The 20,454-nt window shown below is 71.9% G+C and carries 17 protein-coding genes and 1 pseudogene; 9 read left to right on the forward strand and 9 right to left on the reverse strand.

Annotated elements, in window-relative coordinates; genetic code table 11:
* Positions 1-230 precede the first annotated feature (230 nt).
* Together trhA and QUY26_RS13820 are read left to right on the forward strand one after the other, a co-directional pair.
* Positions 231-956, forward strand: coding sequence for a PAQR family membrane homeostasis protein TrhA (gene trhA, locus QUY26_RS13815; protein WP_289946453.1), 726 nt, complete (start codon positions 231-233; stop codon positions 954-956).
* A gap of 274 nt (positions 957-1,230) precedes the next feature.
* Positions 1,231-1,995 (forward strand): Mut7-C RNAse domain-containing protein, encoded by a 765-nt coding sequence (locus QUY26_RS13820; protein WP_289946455.1) that lies wholly within the window; start codon positions 1,231-1,233, stop codon positions 1,993-1,995.
* 203 nt (positions 1,996-2,198) lie between these two features.
* Here the strand turns inward: QUY26_RS13820 and QUY26_RS13825 are convergent, their stop codons facing one another.
* Complete coding sequence (locus QUY26_RS13825; protein WP_289946457.1) at positions 2,199-4,226, reverse strand: thioredoxin domain-containing protein; 2,028 nt, start codon at positions 4,224-4,226, stop codon at positions 2,199-2,201.
* 170 nt (positions 4,227-4,396) lie between these two features.
* On the opposite strand from QUY26_RS13825, the gene QUY26_RS13830 reads away from it, so the two are divergent.
* The 4 genes from QUY26_RS13830 to QUY26_RS13845 are packed head-to-tail and all read left to right on the forward strand — an operon-like array spanning position 4,397 to position 12,494.
* Entirely contained in the window at positions 4,397-7,663 is a 3,267-nt protein-coding gene (locus QUY26_RS13830; protein ID WP_289946459.1) for a tetratricopeptide repeat protein, read from the forward strand.
* A 42-nt stretch (positions 7,664-7,705) separates the two neighbouring features.
* Complete coding sequence (locus tag QUY26_RS13835; RefSeq protein WP_289946461.1) at positions 7,706-10,183, forward strand: hypothetical protein; 2,478 nt, start codon at positions 7,706-7,708, stop codon at positions 10,181-10,183.
* Positions 10,184-10,188: 5 nt separating this feature from the next.
* Positions 10,189-11,487 (forward strand): CHAT domain-containing protein, encoded by a 1,299-nt coding sequence (locus QUY26_RS13840; protein WP_289946463.1) that lies wholly within the window; start codon positions 10,189-10,191, stop codon positions 11,485-11,487.
* Positions 11,484-12,494 carry a hypothetical protein gene (locus QUY26_RS13845; RefSeq protein WP_289946465.1) on the forward strand — a complete coding sequence of 337 codons (1,011 nt, stop codon included), beginning with the start codon at positions 11,484-11,486 and terminating at the stop codon, positions 12,492-12,494. Before QUY26_RS13840 ends, QUY26_RS13845 begins: the two co-directional genes overlap by 4 nt.
* Before the next feature lie 143 nt (positions 12,495-12,637).
* On the opposite strand, the gene QUY26_RS13850 is transcribed toward QUY26_RS13845, so the two are convergent.
* Positions 12,638-12,943, reverse strand: coding sequence for a hypothetical protein (locus QUY26_RS13850; protein WP_289946468.1), 306 nt, complete (start codon positions 12,941-12,943; stop codon positions 12,638-12,640).
* Positions 12,936-13,817, reverse strand: a complete 882-nt coding sequence (gene mca / locus QUY26_RS13855; protein WP_289946470.1) for a mycothiol conjugate amidase Mca — start codon at positions 13,815-13,817, stop codon at positions 12,936-12,938. Before mca ends, QUY26_RS13850 begins: the two co-directional genes overlap by 8 nt.
* Positions 13,818-13,950: 133 nt before the next feature.
* On the opposite strand from mca, the gene QUY26_RS13860 reads away from it, so the two are divergent.
* Complete coding sequence (locus QUY26_RS13860) at positions 13,951-14,376, forward strand: DUF4307 domain-containing protein (protein ID WP_289946471.1); 426 nt, start codon at positions 13,951-13,953, stop codon at positions 14,374-14,376.
* Between the two features lie 196 nt (positions 14,377-14,572).
* Entirely contained in the window at positions 14,573-15,070 is a 498-nt protein-coding gene (gene greA / locus QUY26_RS13865; protein ID WP_289946472.1) for a transcription elongation factor GreA, read from the forward strand.
* Positions 15,071-15,186: 116 nt separating this feature from the next.
* Here greA and QUY26_RS13870 read toward each other — a convergent pair whose 3' ends face one another.
* Together QUY26_RS13870 and QUY26_RS13875 are read right to left on the reverse strand one after the other, a co-directional pair.
* Positions 15,187-15,567, reverse strand: coding sequence for a hypothetical protein (locus QUY26_RS13870; protein ID WP_289946473.1), 381 nt, complete (start codon positions 15,565-15,567; stop codon positions 15,187-15,189).
* A gap of 59 nt (positions 15,568-15,626) precedes the next feature.
* Complete coding sequence (locus QUY26_RS13875) at positions 15,627-16,013, reverse strand: hypothetical protein (protein ID WP_289946474.1); 387 nt, start codon at positions 16,011-16,013, stop codon at positions 15,627-15,629.
* Positions 16,014-16,311: 298 nt separating this feature from the next.
* Here QUY26_RS13875 and QUY26_RS13880 point away from each other — a divergent pair, with 298 nt between their 5' ends.
* A complete protein-coding gene (locus tag QUY26_RS13880) occupies positions 16,312-17,004 on the forward strand; it encodes a helix-turn-helix transcriptional regulator (protein WP_289946475.1) in 693 nt (230 codons plus the stop codon).
* A gap of 208 nt (positions 17,005-17,212) precedes the next feature.
* Here the strand turns inward: QUY26_RS13880 and QUY26_RS13885 are convergent.
* The 4 genes and pseudogenes from QUY26_RS13885 to QUY26_RS13900 form a co-directional block, all read right to left on the reverse strand.
* Positions 17,213-17,997, reverse strand: a protein-coding gene (locus tag QUY26_RS13885; protein ID WP_289955696.1) for an IS5 family transposase whose coding sequence is annotated in 2 segments (ribosomal slippage) — positions 17,213-17,664 and positions 17,664-17,997 — 786 coding nt in all. Because the reading frame shifts where the segments join, the coding sequence is not laid out codon by codon here.
* 105 nt (positions 17,998-18,102) lie between these two features.
* Positions 18,103-18,857 (reverse strand): annotated as a pseudogene (locus QUY26_RS13890) (transposase).
* Between the two features lie 53 nt (positions 18,858-18,910).
* Positions 18,911-19,537: a LysE family translocator gene (locus QUY26_RS13895; protein ID WP_289946476.1), complete on the reverse strand. Its 627-nt coding sequence runs from the start codon at positions 19,535-19,537 to the stop codon at positions 18,911-18,913.
* 108 nt (positions 19,538-19,645) lie between these two features.
* Positions 19,646-20,440, reverse strand: coding sequence for a protein kinase (locus QUY26_RS13900; protein ID WP_289946480.1), 795 nt, complete (start codon positions 20,438-20,440; stop codon positions 19,646-19,648).
* Positions 20,441-20,454: the final 14 nt, after the last annotated feature.

Consider the following 20,454-nt stretch of genomic DNA (forward strand, 5'->3'; position numbering starts at 1 on the left):
GCTTCACTGCTTCGATCTTCCTGGCGCTCATCCGGTGCCGACCGCACTCATTTGATCATCCGACGCATATGCGCATCTGTCCAGAGTGCCTCACAACTGAGCGGCGTGAGCATTGCCACTCCCGGCCACCGCACTTCTCCCACCCCGTGACCGTGAGCCTCACCACTAGTAAGCTCTGCCCACCTCGTCTTTGACACCTAACTTACGGTTCCGTAGGTACGATGCCGCCCATGACTTCACCCGTCCCCGACGCGCTCGTGAACTCCCCCGCAAGCGGCCCCGCCCCGGAAACCACGGCCGACGCGCCCGCGCCCGTCCACCCGGTGAAGCCCAGGCTGCGCGGCTGGCTGCACGCCGGGATGTTCCCCGCGGTGCTCGTCTCCGGCCTCTTCCTGACCGCCCTCGCCGACTCCACCCGTGGCCGCATAGCGTGCGGGATCTACGTCCTCACGGCCTGCCTGCTGTTCGGCGTCAGCGCGCTCTACCACCGCGGCGACTGGAGCCCCCGCGCGGACGGCGTCCTGCGCAGGCTCGACCACGCGAACATCTTCCTGATCATCGCGGGCACCTACACCCCACTGACCCTGCTCCTCCTGCCCGACGCCAAGGGCCAGTGGCTGATGTGGGGCATCTGGGCGGCCGCCGCCGCGGGGATCGTCTTCCGCGTCTTCTGGGTCGGCGCCCCGCGCTGGCTCTACACCCCCTGCTACCTGGCCATGGGCTGGGCAGCCGTCTTCTTCCTCCCCGACTTCCTGCGCACGGGCGGCATCGCCGTCCTGGTCCTGGTGATCGTCGGCGGCATCCTCTACAGCGTCGGCGGCGTCGTCTACGGCTTCAAACGCCCCAACCCCTCCCCCCGCTGGTTCGGCTTCCACGAGGTCTTCCACTCCTTCACCCTGGCGGCGTTCGCGGTGCACTACGTGGGGATCTCGATGGTGGCGTACCAGCACGCGTAGGGGTGTGGCGGGCAACGGTCCGCCCCACCCGAGGCGACGAGGCACGAACCAGCACGTCCGATCTGACGGGGGAGACAGACCAAGTCCCTCCGGCGCTTGAGGACGAGGCACGAACCAGCACGTCCGATCTGACGGGGGGACAAATCAAGCCCGTCCGGCGCTTGAGGACGAGGCGCGAAGCGCCAACATGGGGGGAAAGGGGCGCAGCCCCAGCCGAGAACGGCAACCCACAAACCCAGAGGCGCCCCCGCCAGAACATGCCATCCTGGGCCCCATGAACGGTCCGGAGATCCTCATCGACTTCGCCCCAGACCTGGCCCTGTTCGTCCCGCACGAGCGCCGCGGCCGCACCACCACCGCCGTCACCGACGGCGCGTCCTCCCTGGGGCATGTCGTGGAGTCGCTCGGCGTCCCCCTCACCGAGGTCGGCGCGCTCGTCGTGGACGGCCACGAGGTCCCGGCGGGACATGTGCCCGCCGCGGGACAGCGCGTCGAAGTGCGCTGCGTGCCGCGCCCCCAGCGGGTGCGGCCGGACGAGCAGCCCGCCGAGGAACCGCTGCGCTTCCTGCTCGACGTGCACCTCGGCACCCTCGCCCGGCGCCTGCGGCTGCTCGGCGTCGACACCGCGTACGAGAGCACGGACATCGGCGACCCCGCCCTCGCCGCCCGCTCCGCCGCCGAGCGCCGCGTGCTCCTGAGCCGGGACCGGGGGCTGCTGCGCCGCCGTGAGCTGTGGGCGGGCGCGTACGTCTACAGCGACCGGCCCGAGGACCAGCTCAGTGACGTCCTGGAGCGGTTCGCGCCGCCGCTGCGGCCGTGGACGCGCTGCACGGCCTGCAACGGGACGCTGCGGGCCGCCACCAAGGAGGACGTGGCGGAGCGGCTCGAAGGCGGCACCCGGGGGACGTACGACGTGTTCGCGGAGTGCGGCGACTGCGCCCGCGTGTACTGGCGGGGCGCCCACCACGAACGCCTCCAGTCCATCGTCCGGCAGGCCGTCGCCGCGTCGGAGGGCACGGTCGCGCTGCCGCCGGGCTGACGCCTCCCCGGGCCGCCGCGGTCAGGAAGCCGCCGGGAGCCGCGCGAAGAAGTACGCGCTCCCGCCCTCGATGTCGCCGCCGAGCCACAGCGACCCGTCAGGACCCGGGGCCAGCGCGCCCACCGTGGCAGTCGATGCCGGCCGGGGCCGCTGACGGTCCGCTGACGGATCGCGCCCCCCGGCCCCCCCGGGCAGCGTTCGCGCTACCGGGACACCCCCAACGCCCGCGCCAGCTCCTCCGCGTCCGTCGTCGGCAGGTCGCAGACGAACCCCCGGCACACGTACGCCGTCTCCTCCCCGTCCACGAGCGTCCGCCCCGCGAGCAGCGGGAGTTCGCCGTCCGGCTGCCCCGCGGCGACGACGGCGCCGGGCGCGGTCCCCAGGAGGGCAACGCGGTGCAGGGCTCCGCCGACCTCACCGGCGACTGCCACCTCGCGCGGCCCGTCGAGGGCGGCCTCCGCCACGGCGAGCCCGTGCCCGATGAACCGCGGCGCGCGCGGTGCCAGGGCCGCGACGACGCCGAGGGCGCGCTCGGCCGCCTCCCGGTGGGGCGTCGCGCCGGTCTGCGCCGCGTACGACAGGAGCGCGCCCGCCGCCGCGGTCCACCCGGAGGGGGCCGCGTTGTCCGTGGGGTCCTGCGGGCGCCGGATGAGCCGCTCCCCGTCCGCCGCCGTGTCGTACAGCGCCCCGGACTCCGCGTCGACGAACTGCGCGAGGACGTGGTCGAGCAGGAACCCGGCGAACTCCAGCCACACGCCCTCACCGGTCACGGAGGCCAGGGTGAGGAAGCCCTCGGCGACGTCGGCGTAGTCCTCCAGGACCCCGGCGTTGGCGCCGACGTGCCCGTCCTTGGAGGTGCGGGCGAGCCGGGCGCGGTCGTCGAGGTGGAGGCGGACGAGCAGGTCGCCCGCCGCGACGGCCGCCGCGACCAGGTCGGGGCGGTCGAAGAGGGCACCGGTCTCGGCGAGCGCGGCGATGGCGAGGCCGTTCCAGGCCGCGACCACCTTGTCGTCGCGGCCGGGCGCGGGCCGTTCGGCGCGGGCGGCCAGGAGCCGTTCGCGGATGCCGGCGATCCGGCCGGCGTCGGTGACCGTGCCGTCCTCTCCCCGGGGGAGCTGGAGCACGGAGGCGCCCTCCTCGAAGGTGCCCTCCTCGGTCACGCCGAAGTACGCGGCCGCGAGGTCGCCGTCGTCCTCGCCGAGGACCTCGCGCAGTTGCGCGGGCGTCCACACGTAGTACGCGCCCTCGACGAGCCTGCCCGCGGCGTCGGGGCTGTCGGCGTCGAGGGCGGAGGCGAACCCGCCCTCGTTGGTGCGCAGTTCGCGGACCATGAAGTCGGCCGTCTCCAGGGCGACGCGGCGCGCCAGGTCCGATCCTGTGGCCCGCCACAGGTGGGCGTACGCGCGGCACAGCAGGGCGTTGTCGTACAGCATCTTCTCGAAGTGCGGCACGACCCACTCGCGGTCGACGGAGTACCGGGCGAAGCCGCCGCCGAGCTGGTCGTAGATGCCGCCGCGGGCCATGTGCTCGCAGGTGTCGGCGGCCATCTGCAGGGCGCCGTCGGAGCCGGTGCGGGCGTGGGTGCGCAGCAGGAACTCCACGACCATGGACGGCGGGAACTTGGGGGCGCCGCCGAAGCCGCCGTGGGTGGCGTCGTAGTCCCTGGTCAGGCCGAGGAGCGCCTGGGTCAGCTGCTCCTCGCCGGGGCGGCCGCCGTCCCCGACGGCGAGCTGACGCTCCGACAGGTCCCGGGTGATCTTCCCGGCGACCTCGCCGACCTCGTCGCGCCGGTCCGTCCACGCCCGTCGCACGCCGTCGAGGACCTGCGGGAAGGACGGCATGCCGTGGCGGGGCTCGGGCGGGAAGTAGGTGCCGAAGTAGAAGGGTTCGGCGTCGGCGGTGAGGAAGACCGTCATGGGCCAGCCGCCCTGTCCGGTCGCGGCCTGCACGGCCTCCATGTAGACGGCGTCGACGTCGGGGCGCTCCTCGCGGTCGACCTTGATGTTCACGAAGTGCTCGTTCATGAGTGCGGCCGTCGACGCGTCCTCGAACGATTCGTGCGCCATCACATGACACCAGTGGCAGCTCGAATACCCGACGGAGAGGAGCACCGGCACCCCGCGCTCGCGGGCGGCGGCGAACGCCTCGGCCGACCAGGGCCACCAGTCGACGGGGTTGTCGGCGTGCTGGAGGAGGTAGGGGGACGTCTCATGGGCCAGTCGGTTCGGCATGGCCCCATCCTCGCGCACAGCGGCCCCTGATCCGCCGACTCCCTCGCGCCGGCGCCACGTACGCAGGACACTGACACGTACATGTAGAGGTACGGGGCAGACGTACCCCTACGTGGGGCACACGCACGGACACGTGTCGACGGCACGTGCCGCTCTCGGAGGGGGACCACATGCGGGACAGCCATCGGGCCGAAGCCGAGCGGCTGTTGGCACGGGCGGTCGAGGAGGAGGTCCGGCGCACCGGCGGGCGCACGGACGGCGGGGTCCTCCTGTCACGGGCGCGCGGCGGCCTCGACGCCATGGCGCAGACGGCGGCCGAGGAGTACGAGGCGTACACCCGGGCCCTGGACGAGGCGGCGGCCGGACAGCTCACCTTCGCGCAGCGGTACGCGAAGGAGGGCGCGGGCACGCCGCTGCTCGTCGTGGCCGTCGCCGCCGTCGCGGCCACGGCCGCCGACCTCGCGCTCGGCACGGGCGGCGGCACGGCGCTCGGCGCGGGCGCGGCGGTCGCGGTGGCGGGCGCCGCCGCGACGGTGGTGAAGGTGACGGCGTCGCACGTCCCGGCGGCGCAGCGGCACGCGGGCGCGGTGAGCCAGCCGGGCGGGCCCGAGCAGCTGCGGCTGCAGTGGCTGACGGCCCTGGAGGTGCGCGGCATCCGGCCGTTCCTGGACCAGCAGCGGGTCCTCAACGCGGCGAGCGGCGGCGGCGTGGCCGGCGGGAGCGGCGGGCAGAAGAAGGCGGCGCCGCAGCTGCGCCGCACCGACAAGAGCGCGGCGGCCCGGCGGCGCAGTGTCCTCGAACAGTCCTTCGCCCAACTGCCGCAGCCCGCCACCGGGTTCGCGGGACGGCGGGCCGAGCTGGGCCGGATCGCGCAGTGGGTGCACGCGGCGCGCGCCAGCACCCAGACCAAGCCGACCGTCGTGGTGCTGCACGGGTCGCCCGGCGCGGGCCGCTCCTCGCTCGCCGTGCGGGCGGCGCACGACGTGAAGGACCAGTTCCGCGGGGCCTGCCTGGTGGACCTGCGCGGCGAGAGCCCCGACACCCCGCCGCTGTCGACCCGCGACGCGCTCCTGCACCTGCTCAACCGCCTCGGCGCGCCCCGCGAACAGCTCCTGTTCCGCGAGCGCTCCACACAGGAAAAGCAGGTCAAACGGCTCAGCGAGATCTACCACCAGTATCTGACGGGCCTTGAGGTGGTCGTCGTCCTCGACGACGCCCGCGACCCCGACCAGGTCCGCACCCTCATCCCCGAGCGCTCCGACAGCCTCGTCCTCGTCACCGCCCGCGAACCCCTCGACCTGCCCGAGGACCTGCCCGCCTGGGTGCACCACCTGCCGGTGGCGGAGCTGGACGCGGCGGGCGCCGAGCAGTTGCTGCGCGGCTCGGCGGAGGAGCTGACCGGGCCCTACGACGCGGCGTCCCTGGAGACCGTGCGGGACCTGTGCGGCGGTCTTCCGCTCGCGCTGCGCGCCGCCGGGTCCTCGCTCGGGCCGCGCACCCCGCTGGAGCTGGTCGCCGACCTCTCCGCGTACGGCCCCGCGGACGCCCTCTCCCCCGTCGAGCGCGCCCTCTCGCTGCGCTACGCCGACCAGGCGGAGCCCGCCCGCCGCCTCCTTCGACGGCTCGCGCTCGCCGGCCGTGCCTCGCTCGGCGCGGCCGCGGCCGCCGCGCTGCTCGCCACCGACGAGGCCGAGGCGGGCCGCCAGCTCACCGCGCTGTCCCGGGCGGGCCTCGTCGACCACGTCCGAGGCGACCGCTACCGCCTGCACGACCTCGTCCGCTCCTTCGCCCAGGCCCGCCTCGCCGACGAGGAGGAGCCCGGCGAGCGCACCGCCGCGCAGGAACGTCTCATCGTCAGCTACGGCGAGCTCGCCGACTCCGTGATCCGCCTCGTCGACGGCAAGACCTCCACCCGCGCCGACCACTTCGGGCAGCACGGCTTCACGTCCCTGGACTCCGCGCTGCGCTGGCTCGACGACGAGTCGAGCTTCATCACGGCGGCGCTGCGGCACGCGGAGGGCGTCGACCCGCAGGCCGTCCTCAACCTGCTCGGCGCCCTCTGCGACTACTGCCTGCTGCGCGGCGACCTCTACCGGCTCGGCGAGATCAGCGAGTTCGCGCAGTCCCTGGAGAAGGACGGGGCCACCGCCGGAGGGCGGTCAGGGCAGGGCCGGATGGAGCGCAGCGTGCAGTGGCGCACCGGCATAGCGGCCCGCCAGATCGGCGACCTCGACCAGGCCCGCTCCACCCTGTCGTCCGTCGTCGACCTGTACTTCGAGGCCCACCAGGACGCGGGCGCGGCCCGCGCGCTCGGCTCCCTCGGCATCACCCTGCACCACCAGGGCAATCTGTCCGAGGCCGCGGCCCGCCTGCGCGAGGCCCTCGACCTGCAGGTGTCCGAGCAGCTCGCGGGCGACCGCGCCTGGACCCTGCACGCGCTCGCCGCCGTCGAACGCGACCGCTCCCGCCTCGGCGAGGCCGAGGAGATGCTGCGCACCGCCCTGATCCTGCACCGCGAGAGCGAGTCCGTGCACGGTGAGGCCTGGGCCCACTTCCAGCTCGGCCAGGTGTGTCTGCGCCGGGGCGACGTGCCGCGCGCGGAGGAGGAGCTGCGGCGCGCCCTCGACCTGTACGGCAGCACCCGCGACGCCCGCGGCGAGGCGTGGGCCCTCACCCAGCTCTCCCGCGCCCGGCTCGTCGCGGGCGACCCGGCGCCCGCGGTCGACGGCCTGCGCCAGGCGGTCTCCCGGCACCGCGACAACGAGGACGCCCGCGGTGAGGCCTGGTCCCTGTACTACCTCGGCCAGGCCCTTGAGGAGACCGGCGACCTCGAACAGGCCGTCCGCGACCTGGAGCGGGCCCGCACGATGTTCTCCCGCATGCGGGACGTCTACGGCCTCGCCTGCGCCCGCCACCACTCGGCCCGCGTCACCCGCGACCAGCGCGCCGCGCAGACCGGCTCGCTGCGCAACTCCGGCTTCGCCCGCCAGCTCCTGATGGACGCCCGCGCCGACTTCCAGCGCATCGGCGTCGCCCACGGCGAGGCCTGGACGTGCCTGGAGCTGGCCGTCGTCGACGCCGGGAACGCCCGTACGCAGGCCGCGCTCTCCCTCTGCGACGAGGCCATCGCCCTCTTCGCCTCCTACGGCGACCGGCGCGGCGAGGACTGGGCCCACTTCCTGCGCGCCACGCTCCTGCCCTACGCCTCCCCCGGCGGCTGGGAGATCGGCACGGCCGTCGCCCAGGAGGAACTGGTCCAACTGGCCCGCGCGATCCACCCGTTGCGGGACGGCAAGCTCGACCAGTACGTCGAGGCGTATCTGCTGCTCCTGGAACGCGGCGCCGAGCTGGACGCGGGGTGGCAGGCGTGGCGGCTCGGGATGACACCGGACCGGCACGCCCGGGAGATCATGGGGGTTTCGGTGACCGCGCCTTGATCGGGGCGTCATAGTGAGGAGTCGAGCGGGTCAGGGGCGGGGGTGGAGTACGTGGAGGGGTGGCTGCCGGACGATCTGTCGCCGTACGACGGACCTCGTGAGGTGGCGGAACTGCCCGGCGTGCTGCGGGCGTTCCTGCGACCGGAGGCCGGGGAGGAGGGTCCGGCGGTCCTGGAGCTGTACGGGACGCCGGGCGCCGGGACGTACTCGTCGGCGGTCCGGGTGGCCCACCTGGCGCGGGACGCGGGAGAGGAAGCATCGCGGTTCACACCCTGCTGGGTGTCGCTCGGGGCCGCAGGCACCACGCCCGACCTCGTCCTGCTGCCGCTCCTGGAGCAGTTGCTCGGCGGCCGCCCGCCCGTTTCCCTGTACCGACTGGTGCTGGCCGAGCCCGCCGGGCTCGAGGAGGCGCTGACCTGGCCGTGCCGTGACGTGCTGCTGCAGGAGCGCCATCTGGTGGTGCTCGACGGGCTGCCCGCCGGGGAGCCCGGAGCCGAACTGCTGCGCATGGCCCACCGGCTCGTCCAGGGCACGGACTCCCGGGTCCTGGCCGTCTCCGAGGCCGCGCACGAGGTGCCCGAGGTGCCGTTGGCCGCCCACGAGGTGACAGAGGGCCCGGAGAGCCGGGGAACCGAGGTCGGCCCACTGGCCCGGGCCCTGCTGAAGTCGCTCGAACGCTGGCAGGGCGACGAGGTCAACGCGCCGGTGGCGGCCGCCCTGCGGCCGACGGCGCCGCAGCCCCTCGGCCAGGTCCGCAGGGCGCTGCGGGACCTGTACGCGAGCGGACAGCTCCAGGCGACGAGGCACGGGTGGTACCGGACGCGCCCGGCCCAGCGCCCAGAGGCCCGCCCCCATCGGGACCTCGACCTCGACCTCGCCAAGGCGGTGCTCGACGGCACCGCCGACCCGCGCGACGGCGCGGACGCCTACGTCGACCTCGTGGCACGCCTCGCCCGCGCCGGTTCGACCGCGACCGCCTCCGCCCTGCTCGACCGGCTCGAACCCCAGCTGATGGGGCGCCAGGGCCTGTTCAGGCTGCTGCGGCTCAAGCAGTCCTACTGGCGCGCGACGGGCCACTGGGAGCCGCTGAAGCTCGTGGCGGCCGCCTCCGCGAGAGAGACCGGCAGCCCCCTGTCCGCCCTGGAAACCCTGGCCACCCTCACCCCCGAGCGCGCCGCCGTCCACACGGCGATCACCCAGCGCCACCTGGGTCTGCTGCGCGAGGCCGCGGCCACGCTCGACGCGATCCCCGACGCCGTACCGCCGGACGGCTGGGCGCTGCACACCCGCGCCGCCGTCCAGTGCGACGCGGGCGAACTCCAGGGAGCCGAGCGGCTGTTGCGGAGCGCTGTGGAAGCCCACCAGGTGCGGGGGGACGCGCGCGGCGAGGCGTGGGCCGTTCACCACTACGGGCGGCTGCGGATGGTGCGGGGTGATCCGGAGGAGGCGCAGAAGCGTCTGGAGGCCGCCCGGCACCTGTTCATGGAGCTGGGCGACCGGCAGGGCCACGCCTGGACGGAGACCGAACTCGGCAGGAACCAGATGCTGTTCGGAAGCCACTCCGAGGCCCACCACCAGCTGCACAAGGCGCTCGGCCTTCACCTGGCGAACGGCGACGCGCGGGGAAAGGGATGGACGTACCTGTATCTCGCCGTGGCCCACGAGGCTTCCGGCGAACCGGAGGAGGCCTCGTCCCTGGCGCGCACGGCGGAGTGGGAACTGCGGGACTTCCCCGACCAGCTGGGCCAGGCCTGGGCCGAGCACTGCCGCGCGCTCCTGCCGCCCGCCGGCCACGCGACCTCGCCGAAGTCCCAGGAGCAGCTTCGATCGGCGATGCATCGCTTCCAGCGGTCCGGCTGCCTCCACGGCCAGGCCTGGAACACCCTGGAGCTGGCGCGGCTGTGGCAGCGGGAGGCGGCACGTTCGCTGCTCTGGGCCGAGGTGGGGCTCTACCAGGACGCCGAGCGCCGGTTCGAGGCCATCGGCGACTCCCACGGTCAGGCGTGGGCCGTTTCGCTGCGCGCAGGCGCCTTCGAGCGCGGCCGCCGCCCCGAGCACATCCCCCTGACCGCCCGCCACCTCGTCCTTGAACCGGGCGCGCGCACCGACGGGGCCACCCCCTTCCCCACCACCCTCTCCCACATCCGCCTCACCCTCCTCGACGACGAATCCACCGCCGGTACGGCGTCCCGCATCGCCCTGCGCGTCGAACCGGGCCCCGAACACCCCTGGTCGGCCGCCGCCCGCGACCTCCCGTGGCTGACCGCCCGGGCGACGCCCCTCACGGCCGCCGACGTGGAGCCCGTGCGCGCCGTGATGATCAAGCCCTCGCCCCGGGACCCGGACGGCGCCGAGTTCCTGTTCACGCCGCGCCGGGCGGGCCGCCACCGGCTGCTCTTCACCGTGGAGGACTCCGCGACGGCCACCGTCCTGCAACAGGTCGAGACGTACATCGACGTCACGGACGGCGAGAGCGGCCCACGGGACGCCGCGTCGCCCCAAGCGCTGCGGAGGGCCTAGGACCCATGGCCCACCAACTCCCGACGCGCGTCACGCACGACCCCAGCCTCGGCTTCACCCGGCTCCCCCGGCACGTCATCCGCCACCCCGACGTCGTCGTCGGCCTCGACGCGCGCCGCGAGGACGAGCCGGTGCAGGCCCGGATGTACGGGCCCGCGGTCCCCTCGCTCAGCGGCTCCGAGCACACGGTGACGCTCAACGTCCGCCCGCGCGAAGTGCGTTCGGTCGCGGCACGGCTGCGGCAGGTGTGGAAGGACGAGTTCGTGGCGCTCCAGCCGCTGGACGGGTCCGGCCGCCCCGCCCCCGGCCGCACCCCGCTCCCGTACGCCTCCCTCGTCGACCTGACCGCCGAACCCGCGGCCGAACTGCGCGGAGCGCTCGCCCGACTGGCCCTGGACGGCAGTCAGTTGCTGTACGACGTCCTCCTCGGCGGCGAGGCGGAGGAGCTCAAACTCTTCCGCGGCTTCCTGACCGACGTCCTGAGCAGCGACGAACCCCTGCGCGTCCGCTTCCACTCGGACCTGTACCTGCCCTGGCCGATGCTGTGCCTGCCCGCCGCCCCGGACGGAGGCCCTGAGACCGGCCTCGCGGGCCTGTTCGGCCGCTTCCTCGGCTACCGCCACCAGCTCGAACACACCGGCGGCAACGCCTACGCCCGCGTCGCCGACGACCGCGACCCGCCGCCCCGCTCGGCCCCCGCCGTCAGCCTCAACCACGACACGGGTGTCGACGCGGAGGGCCTGACCCGGGCCGCCGACGTCGCCACCGCCCTCGCCGAGGGCGGCGACCTCGTCGAACGCACCACCCGTGACCAGCTGGAACGCGCCCTCGGCGACAGCCTCCTCGACGAGCAGCTGATGTACTTCTGGTGCCACGGCCACTTCACCGCTTCCGGCGACGAACCCCCGTACCTCGTCCTGAAGTTGACCGACCAGCGGGCCATCGACGCGCACAGCCTGCGCGCCCACCGCCCGCCCCCGCGCTCCTGCGTGCCGTTCAGGCCCTTCGTCCTGCTCAACGCCTGCTACGCGGGCCTCCCCGGCAACGCGGACCTGGCCTACCTCGGCAGGGCCCTGTTCGACGCGGGCGCGAGCGGGATCCTCGGGCCGCAGATCGAGATGCCGCAGCGCTTCGCCGCCGAGTACGCGCTCGCCTTCGTCACCCGCTACCTGACCGGCCGGGAGACGGCGGGCGACATCGCGCACGCCCTGTCCCGGCACTTCGCCGACACCTGCCACAACCCGCTGGGCTTCGCCTACGCGCTGCACAGCGGCATGGACAGCCGTCTGGAGCGCACGGCGTGAACCAGAACGATCACGTCGCCATCGTCGACCTCGACGCGACCGGCTGGCCCCTGCGGCCCACCCGCGAAGGGCCGCGCCCCGTGCCGCCGCCCGGCCTGGACGCGTACCTCGCGCAGCGGCTGACGCCCCCGTCGTGGGCGACGGACATCGTCGTGTACGTCCACGGCTGGCAGACCTCGCGGACGTCGGCGCTGGGGGCGCTGCGGACGTTGATGGGTCTGGTGGAGCGGCAGCGGGACGAGCGGCCGGAGCTGTATCCGCGGCTTCGGCGGGCCACCCCCGCACACCGGGACTTCGCCCCGTGGTCGGTCCTGGTCCGCTGGCCGTCGCGCTCCCTGCCGTCCCTCGGCGGCTACCGCCGCATCCGCGACCGCGCCCACGCGATGGGCACCGAGGGCCACGCGGCCCGTGTGATCGCCCAGCTCCTGGGCTACCTGGACGCCCACCGGGACGATCCGCGCGCCGCACCGGTCCTCGCCGCCCGCGGCGGCCAGTACCTGCACCTCGTCGGGCACTCGTTCGGCTGCCGGCTGCTGTGCGAGGCGGTGCAGTGGGCCGCGGCGCCGCCCGGCGGGACGCTGGGGTGGAGCACGCCCGCGCCACCGGGGCGGCCGTTCACCGTCGACTCGATGCTGCTGCTGCAGATGGCGGCGGCACGGGACGCCTTCGCGGCCACGTTCACCGCCCTCGCGGGGGCGCCGCTGCGCGGGCCGGTGGTGGCGACGTACTCACAGGCCGACCGCGCCACCGGCTTCTGGCACCTGCGGGCCGAGAAGCGGACGGGCATCGGTCACGCGGGCATCGGCACGGCCCCCGCCCCCGTCTCGGGCATCCGGATGCGCCCCACCACCGAGACGTACCCCCGCACCGCCCTCGACCACCGCTTCGTCAGCGTCGACGCGAGCGAGGTCTTCACCCACGGCCGCGGCCCGGCGGGCGCCCACTCCGACCACCTGCGCCCGGAGTCGGCACACCTGCTCCTGTCACTGGCGGACCACTCAAGGTGAAGACGAGAGCGCGGGGCGGGGGCAGATCTCAGCCCGTCCGGCGTTCGAGGACGAGGCGCGGAGCGTTGATCACGCGGGCCTGGGGGCGCAGCCCCCGAGAGGGGCGCGCCGGACCACCCGGCCCGGGCGCCCCGCCAGAAGCCTCAGGCTTCCTTGGCCCCCTTGTCACCCGAAGCCCCCGCAGCGCCGGAGGCGCGAGCCGCCCCCGAGGCCGCGGGCTCGGCACCCTCCGGGGCGTCCGGGGCGTCCGGGGATTCAGGCGACTCCTTGAAGTCGACCTTCCCCATGTGCCGGTTCATGGACTTCATCAGTCGCCACACCGCGAGCGCCATCACCGCGAAAACGATGAACCCCAGGACTCCAGGGGTCACCTTGTTCTCGTCGACCTCCTTGGCGAGGGGGACGAGGTGCGTCACTGCCAGGCTTGCGCTTCCGCTCATGTCAGGCATTGTCGCGGATGCCCGCGAAGAGGTCGTCCTCGGGGAGGGAGGTATCGACGAGAGACTTCGCGAGCTCGTACTCCTCGGTCGGCCAGACCTCCCGCTGGATGTCCATCGGGACGCGGAACCAGCCGCCGTCGGGGTCGATCTGCGTGGCGTGCGCGATCAGCGCCTTGTCGCGGATCTCGTAGAAGTCGGCGCACGGGACGTGCGTGGTCAGCGTGCGCTCGACCCGCTCGAACTCGTCCCAGCGCTTCAGCCACTCCCCGTAGGGCGACTCCAGGCCGCGGTCCAGCATGGCCTGGTGCAGGGCCTCGGTGCGCGGCCGGTTGAAGCCCTGGTTGTAGTACAGCTTCTGCGGCGTGAAGACGGGGCCGAACTCGCTCTCCGGGTACTTCTCGGCGTCCGCCGCGCCGTCGAAGGCCACCATCGAGATCTTGTGGGTCATGATGTGGTCCGGGTGCGGGTACCCGCCGTTCTCGTCGTACGTCGTGATCACCTGCGGACGGAACGCGCGGATCTGCTTCACCAGCTCCCCGGCCGCCTTGTCGACGTCCTCCAGGGCGAAGCAGCCCTCGGGCAGCGGCGGCAGCGGGTCGCCCTCCGGCAGGCCCGAGTCGACGAAGCCGAGCCACTCCTGCTTGACGCCGAGGATCTCCCGGGCCTCGTCCATCTCCTTCTTGCGCACCTCGTGAATGTGCTCCTGGATGTACGTGTCCCCCTGGAGCTTGGGGTTCAGGATGTCGCCGCGCTCTCCGCCCGTGCAGGTCACGACGAGCACGTCCACCCCTTCGGACACGTACTTGGCCATGGTGGCCGCGCCCTTGCTCGACTCGTCGTCGGGGTGGGCGTGAACGGCCATCAGTCGAAGCTGCTCAGTCAAGACTCGATCCTCAGGTGTCCGGCGCCGCGCGTGCTGGGGCGCCCTCGGTCATCAGGCGTTGTTCGGGGCTTCTATAGTGACGGAACCGGGGGGCGGAAAATTCCGGCATTCCTTGCCCGTGTGGAGGACGATCATGACCGCGGTGAGCGGCGGCGACAGCGGCGGTGTGGCCACGCGCGTTCCCGAGGACCGCTACGGCAGGTCCGCGGACGCACGCGCCGACCGCACGCTGAAGATCGTCGGCTCCGTCCTCGGCGTGCTGATGCTGGGTGTGATCGGCTGGTTCGGGTACGCCTCGATCGCCGGGACCGAGCTCAGCGGCGAGATGATCAAGTTCGACGTGGTCTCTGACCAGGCCGTCGAGGTGCACCTCGAGGTGCGCAAGGACGCGGATGCGAACGGCTACTGCACGCTCCGCTCCCAGGCCGAGGACGGCTCCGAGGTGGGCCGCGCCGACTTCCGCTTCGATCAGGACAAGGGGCGCGTCGACAAGGTCGTCACGCTGCGCACGACCGAGCGCGCCACCAGCGCGGAGCTCGTCGGCTGCCACGCCGACTGAAGGACCGCACGGACGCGGCGACACGCCTCGCTGATCCCGGCACCCCCGCGTTCACCTGCGCTAACACTTTTCTGATGGCTTATGTCCTCCCCCTCCGGCACCGAAATTGTTAGGCTCGTGGTTTCGCCCACCCGTGAGGGAACATCCTTCTGGGTAGGGCGATGCTTTGTATTCCCAGTACCTACGAGGAGCACCTGTGACCCAGACCAGCGACAACGTCACCTGGCTGACCCAGGAGGCGTACGACCAGCTCAAGGCCGAGCTGGAGTACCTGTCTGGTCCTGCGCGCACCGAGATCGCGTCCAAGATCGCGGCGGCGCGTGAGGAAGGCGACCTGCGCGAGAACGGCGGGTACCACGCGGCCAAGGAGGAGCAGGGCAAGCAGGAGCTCCGTGTCCGCCAGCTCACCCAGCTCCTGGAGCATGCCAAGGTCGGTGAGGCACCGTCCGTGGACGGCGGCGTCGCCCCCGGCATGGTCGTCACGATCGCCTTCGACGGCGACGAGGACGACACGCTGACCTTCCTGCTGGCCTCCCGGGAGTACGCCAGCGGCGACATCGAGACGTACTCCCCGCAGTCGCCGCTCGGCGCCGGCGTCAACGGCAAGAAGATCGGCGAGGACGCCCAGTACGAACTGCCGAACGGCAAGATGGCCTCCGTCAAGGTCCTCGAGGCCAAGCCGTACCAGGGCTGAGCCCCCGCCCGGGTCCTCGGACCCGGGCCCGAGGACCCTCGGGACACCGAAGACCCCCGGCGCGGATCGCGCCGGGGGTCTCGTGCGTCGCGGGTGTCACCCGCGTCCCACGGGTGTTACCGGCATTCGAGGTAGATGCCGCCGGACTGCTTCACGTCCACCCGGTTGTTGGTCCTCGTGCCGGACAGGAAGGTCTTGAAGGCGCCCCGGGTGGGGCACTTCACGGACGTGTTGATGCTGCCCAGCGAGCTGGGCGACACGTTCTGGCACTTGTTGGTGAGCTGCACCCAGCCGGAGAGCGTCTGGCCGAGCAGCGAGACGCAGACCTTCTTGTAGCCCTCGTAGAACCCGCTGCCCCACACCTTGCCGTTCTGGACCTTCGGGGTGTACGCGATCAGCTCGAGCTCCTGGGCCGCGGCCGACGACTGCGCCGTCGCGCCCATCACCATTCCGGCCGCCATCACGGCCGCGGCCGCGGTCATCCGCACCTTGGACATGCTGTTCCCCTCGCTCCTACGGTCGGTCGCGCCCTGGCCGGTCACCTGCACTTGACGAATCACCTGCACTTGACGAAGCGCGGCGCCGAGTCCTTGATGTCCTTGCGGTTGTTGGTCCGGGTGCCCGAGAGCAGGGTCCGGAAGATGCCCTCCCTGGGGCACTTGGCGCCGACGGTGATGCTGCCCAGCGAGCTGGGCGACACGTTCTGGCACTTGCTCGTCACCGGAATCGGCGGGATGGTCCCGAAGCTCTCCTGGAGCAGCGTGACGCAGACCTTCTTGTAACCCTCGTAGAACCCGCTGGCCCACACCTTGCCGTTCTGTGCCTTGGGCTGGTACGCCACCAGCTCCAACTCCTGGGCCGCGGCGGACGACTGGGACGCCGCCCCCGTCACCATCGCGGCCGCCATCACGGCCGCGGCCGCCCCCATCCGCACCTTCGACATGGTCTTCCCCTCGTTGGTCGTACGTCGGTGGGCCGGACCGGCCGGGGCGCGCCACCCGGACGTTCTCGGCGTCTGTAGCCTCCAGCCCCGCGCGCCCCGGCAGTACCCCCCACCCAGGGGATCTTTCGCGCCACACCCGACGCACTTTCCTTCCGAGCATTCATGTTCATGTCACTCGGAGTTCACCTTCCGCGTCGCACCATCTTGGGCGTACGCAGCCTGATCACGTAGTCACTGCCGTGATGGACCACTGGCTGCGCACTCACCACGGGGAAGCAGTGAGACACGGGGGTCAACTGTGATTTCGGTCGGTGTCATCGCGCGCGGCGGACCGGAACGGGCGGAGCTGCGCGCCGCCCTGGAGGCGGACGGGCGGCATCGGGTCGCCGACGAGGGCGAGCCGGGCCGGGAGGTGGCACTCGTGCGCCGCGCCCGGCCCCGGGTACTCGTGATCAGTCAGAGCGACGAGGAGTCGGCGGTCTCCGCGCTGCACCGGCTCGCCGCCGCGCCCGTGCCGGTGGCCGCCCTGCTGCTCGCGGGCCGGTTCACCTGCGGCGGCCTGCGGCGGATCCTGTCCTGCCGCCCGGCGGGCGTCCTGCACCGGGCCACCGCGGCCGCCCATCTGCCGTGGGCGGTCGCCGCGGCCGCCGCGGGCGGTCCCGTCCTCGGCCCCGAGTTGGTCGACGTGGTGGCCGGCGCCTGTCCGTGCCCCGGCTGCGCCCCGTCGGCGCGGGACGAGGCGCGGGCCCTGCTCACCACCCTGTCCACGCGCGAGCTCGAAGTGCTCGAACTCGTCGGCGAGGGCCTGTCGAACCCGCAGATCGCCGCGGCCCTCACCATCAGCTCCGACACCGCCAAGGACCACGTCGGCAGCATCTGCGGCAAGCTCGGCCTCCGGGGCCGGCTCCAGGTGGCCCGCGTCGCCTGGCAGGCGGGCCTCACCGGACGCCCGGCCCCCGCGGGCGGCCCGGTGCATGCCGCCTGCGGGTGAGGGGCCCTGGCGGCGGGCGGCCGGGGCGGCAGCTCGACGCCCCCGGGCCGCAGAGCCGACGGTTGCCCTGGCAGCACTGGGCGGCGCGGAGGAGGCAGCCCGTCGCAGAGAAGGGGAAGCCGCTACCACTCCCAGGGCATCCCGGATTGGCCGATCACGAACAGGATTCTGATGGGCAGGGCTGTATTGAAGCGCCTAAGACGTCATTTCATTTGGCGATTCTGCGATGGCATATGAGGGTTGCCGCGATGGCGGTGAAGGCGAGGAAGTGCTCGGGCTTGCGTTCGTATCGGCGGTGGAGTCGGCGGCAGCCCGACAGCCAGGACACCGTCCGTTCCACGACCCAGCGGTGCCGACCCAGGCGCTGGGAAGACTCAGTGCCCTTGCGTGCGATGCGGTGGGTGATCTGCCGTAAAGAGAGCCAGCGTCGCAGGTGGGGGTAGTCGTACCCCTTGTCGCCGTGGAGCTTGGCGGGCCGCCGACGCCTGGGGCCGCGGCGGGAGCGGACGGGCGGGATACCGCGGACCAGCGGGATGAGGGCCTGGCTGTCGTGGAGGTTGGCGGCGGAGATTCCGAGCGAGAGAGGCAGGCCGTGACGGTCGACGATCAGGTGGATTTTCGATCCGTTCTTGCCGCGGTCGGTCGGATTCGGTCCCGTCAGCCGCCCCCTTTGAGGGCGCGGACGCTGACTGAGTCGATCGCACAGCGCGACCAGTCCAGCTCACCGCGGGAGCCGAGCTCATCGAGGACAAGGCGATGGAGCTTGGCCCACACCCTCGCCTCGGACCACTCGGTGAACCGGCGGAAAGCGGTCACTCCCGAAGGGCCGAAGCCCGGCGGCAGTTGGTTCCACGTGCAGCCCGAGGTGGCGACGAAGATGATCGCGGCCAGCACCTCCCGGTCCCCATGCCGACGGCGACCGCCGCCCTGCGGACGCTCCGGCGCCGGCGGCACCACCCGCTCGAACAGCTCCCACAGATCATCTGGAGCCATTCGCTCAACAAGCGAAGAAGTCACCGTCCCAGGCTGCCGCAAGATCACACCAAACGAAATGGCGTCTAAGGCTTGTCCCGCAAAAGGATCTTGGGCCTGGAGGTCCTATCCGGCGAGGTTGAGGTTGTGCAGGCGTGCGATGCCAAGCATGGCGTGATGGACACCGTTGCCCTTGACGCGGCAGTCACGGAGGATCTTCCAGGTCTTCATGTGGGCAAAGGTGTGCTCGACACGAGCGCGGACCTGCTTGTGTGGTGTTTCCAGTCGGGGAGTTCCTCGCCTCTGCGGCGGCGGTGGGGCATGACGAGACCGGTGCCCGGATAGCCGCCGTCGGCGATCGTCATCGTCCTGCCGACGGCGGCTTTGGCGCCGGACTGCTCCCATGCCCTGCAGTCGTTGCGGTTGCCCGGCAGAGGCCGGCCGATCACGACGATCCGGTGGGTGTCGGCGTCGATGACGACCTGGTGGTTGGTGGAGTACCTGTAGTTCTTGGACTGCTCGGCGATGGTGTGGTCACGGGTCGGGACCAGGGTGCTGTCCACGATGAGTACGGCGTCTTTGGCGAAGCGGCGCCGGGGCTGCAGTGCCAGGAGCGGACCGAGGTGGTCGATGATGCGATCGGCAGCGGACTTGGAGATGCCGAACAGCGGAGCAAGCTGGCGCATCGTCAAGTTCGTGCGCCAGTACGCCGTGACCAGCAGTGTCCTGTCTGCCAGCGACAGGCTCCACGGTCTGCCCCGGCGGGTAGCGGCAGCCCCCTTGCGATGCAGCACCGTCACCAGTTTGGTGAACTGGCGCGGGCTCAGCCCGGTGAACGGGGCTATCCAGGACGGCTCCGACGCCGTGATCACACCAGCCACGGCAAGATCATTGCATCAGCGGTCGGCGGCTACCGGAGTTCAAGGGGTGCGGGCTAGCTTGCCGTTGCGGTTCGCACTCCCAAGGACACCAGTACAGCTCCCGCCAGCCGACTCATCCCACGCCGGAATCGAGGCGTGTCGATCACCGTGCGCGCGGCGGCAACCACCGACGTCCAGAACAGCATCCACACCAGGAAGATGATCACATGCGCGACCGCGAGCATCGCGATCTGCGGCGCGATGGGGCGGCCAGCGGAGAGGAACTGCGGGACGAGGGTGAGATAGACCGATGCGGCCTTCGGATTGAGGACGTTGGACCACAGCCCCTGCCCGAAGCCCCCAAGTCCAGCCCAGGGCAAACGCCACCGGACCTGCTTGGTCGTCTCGACGCCGCGGCGCGCTGAGCGCCATGTGGTCACGCCCAGCCAGACGAGGTAGATGCCGCCCAGGAGTTTCACCACCGTCAACGCCTGGGCCGACGACATGACCAGGGCCGACAAGCCGACCGCGGCAAGCGTTGCGTGCACCAGGAGCCCGCACGCGGAGCCGAACATGACGAGCACGCCATCAGACCGCGAACCAGCGATCACGCGCTGCGTGACGAGAGTGAAGCTGGTCCCAGGAATCAACGTCAGGGGTGTGACCGCGACCATGAAGCCGAGTACCTGATGCCACTGCACACGACGAGCATAGGCAACGAGAACACCCCCAAGGGCCAGTTCGCCGCCGGTTCTTCCAGCGCCAGACCCCTACGTCCACTTCCACTCGAAGATCATTGCGGGACAAGCCTAGGCGCCGTCAATCCGGTACCTGACCCAGGTATGGGCTGCTTCTTCCATTGCCCCTAGCCACTCAGCCTGAAAGTCGATAGCCCTTTGCCGGTACAGGCGCCACATGGCCTTGGCGAAAGCATCGAGCGCTTTGGGGTCTGCGGCTTCCCACGCGTGGCATTGTGCAGCCCAGGATTCTGCGTAGGCCGGAGTGTGCCCGCCAGAGATGAGCTGAACGACTAGGGTAGCGGGATCGATGAAGCCCGCTCCTCGGGTCGGCCAAGACCAGTCAACGACCCATGTTCGATCGGTCCCGATCATGATGTTGCTGGGGTTGATGTCCGTGTGTAGCAAGGTTGCGCCCCGGAACAGCTCAGCTTCCGACTCATTGTCGGCGAAGGTGTCCCAGCGTTCTTCGATCCAGTCCAGCGCAACCGTTGGTACAGGAATTTTCGCGATGTGATTCAAAGCTTCGATAACCGCGGGGAGATCCGTAGTACCTGGATCGAAGGATGCCATGCGGCCGTCGACGACCTCGAACCCGAGGATCACCCAGCCCTCGCCATCGACACTCCACATCAGTTGCGGCGCTACCGACTGAACGAACGGGGCAATGTCCCTCTCCTTGGTGAGGGACTCCAGCCGTGCCCCGGGATCGTTGAACATGCCCTTGACGAAGAACTGCCCGTGCTCGGCGTGGATGATCGCAGCGTAGTCAGAGCTGAATCCGCTCGCAGGACGCCTCACTCGTGTGACGTCGCCGGTGTGCGGGTGGATCAGTTCCCGAAAGTGGGGGTCTGGCAGATCATCCACGCCGGTCCTCCTAG

The sequence above is a fragment of the Streptomyces flavofungini genome, assembly GCF_030388665.1.
Taxonomy (GTDB): Bacteria; Actinomycetota; Actinomycetes; order Streptomycetales; family Streptomycetaceae; genus Streptomyces; species Streptomyces flavofungini_A.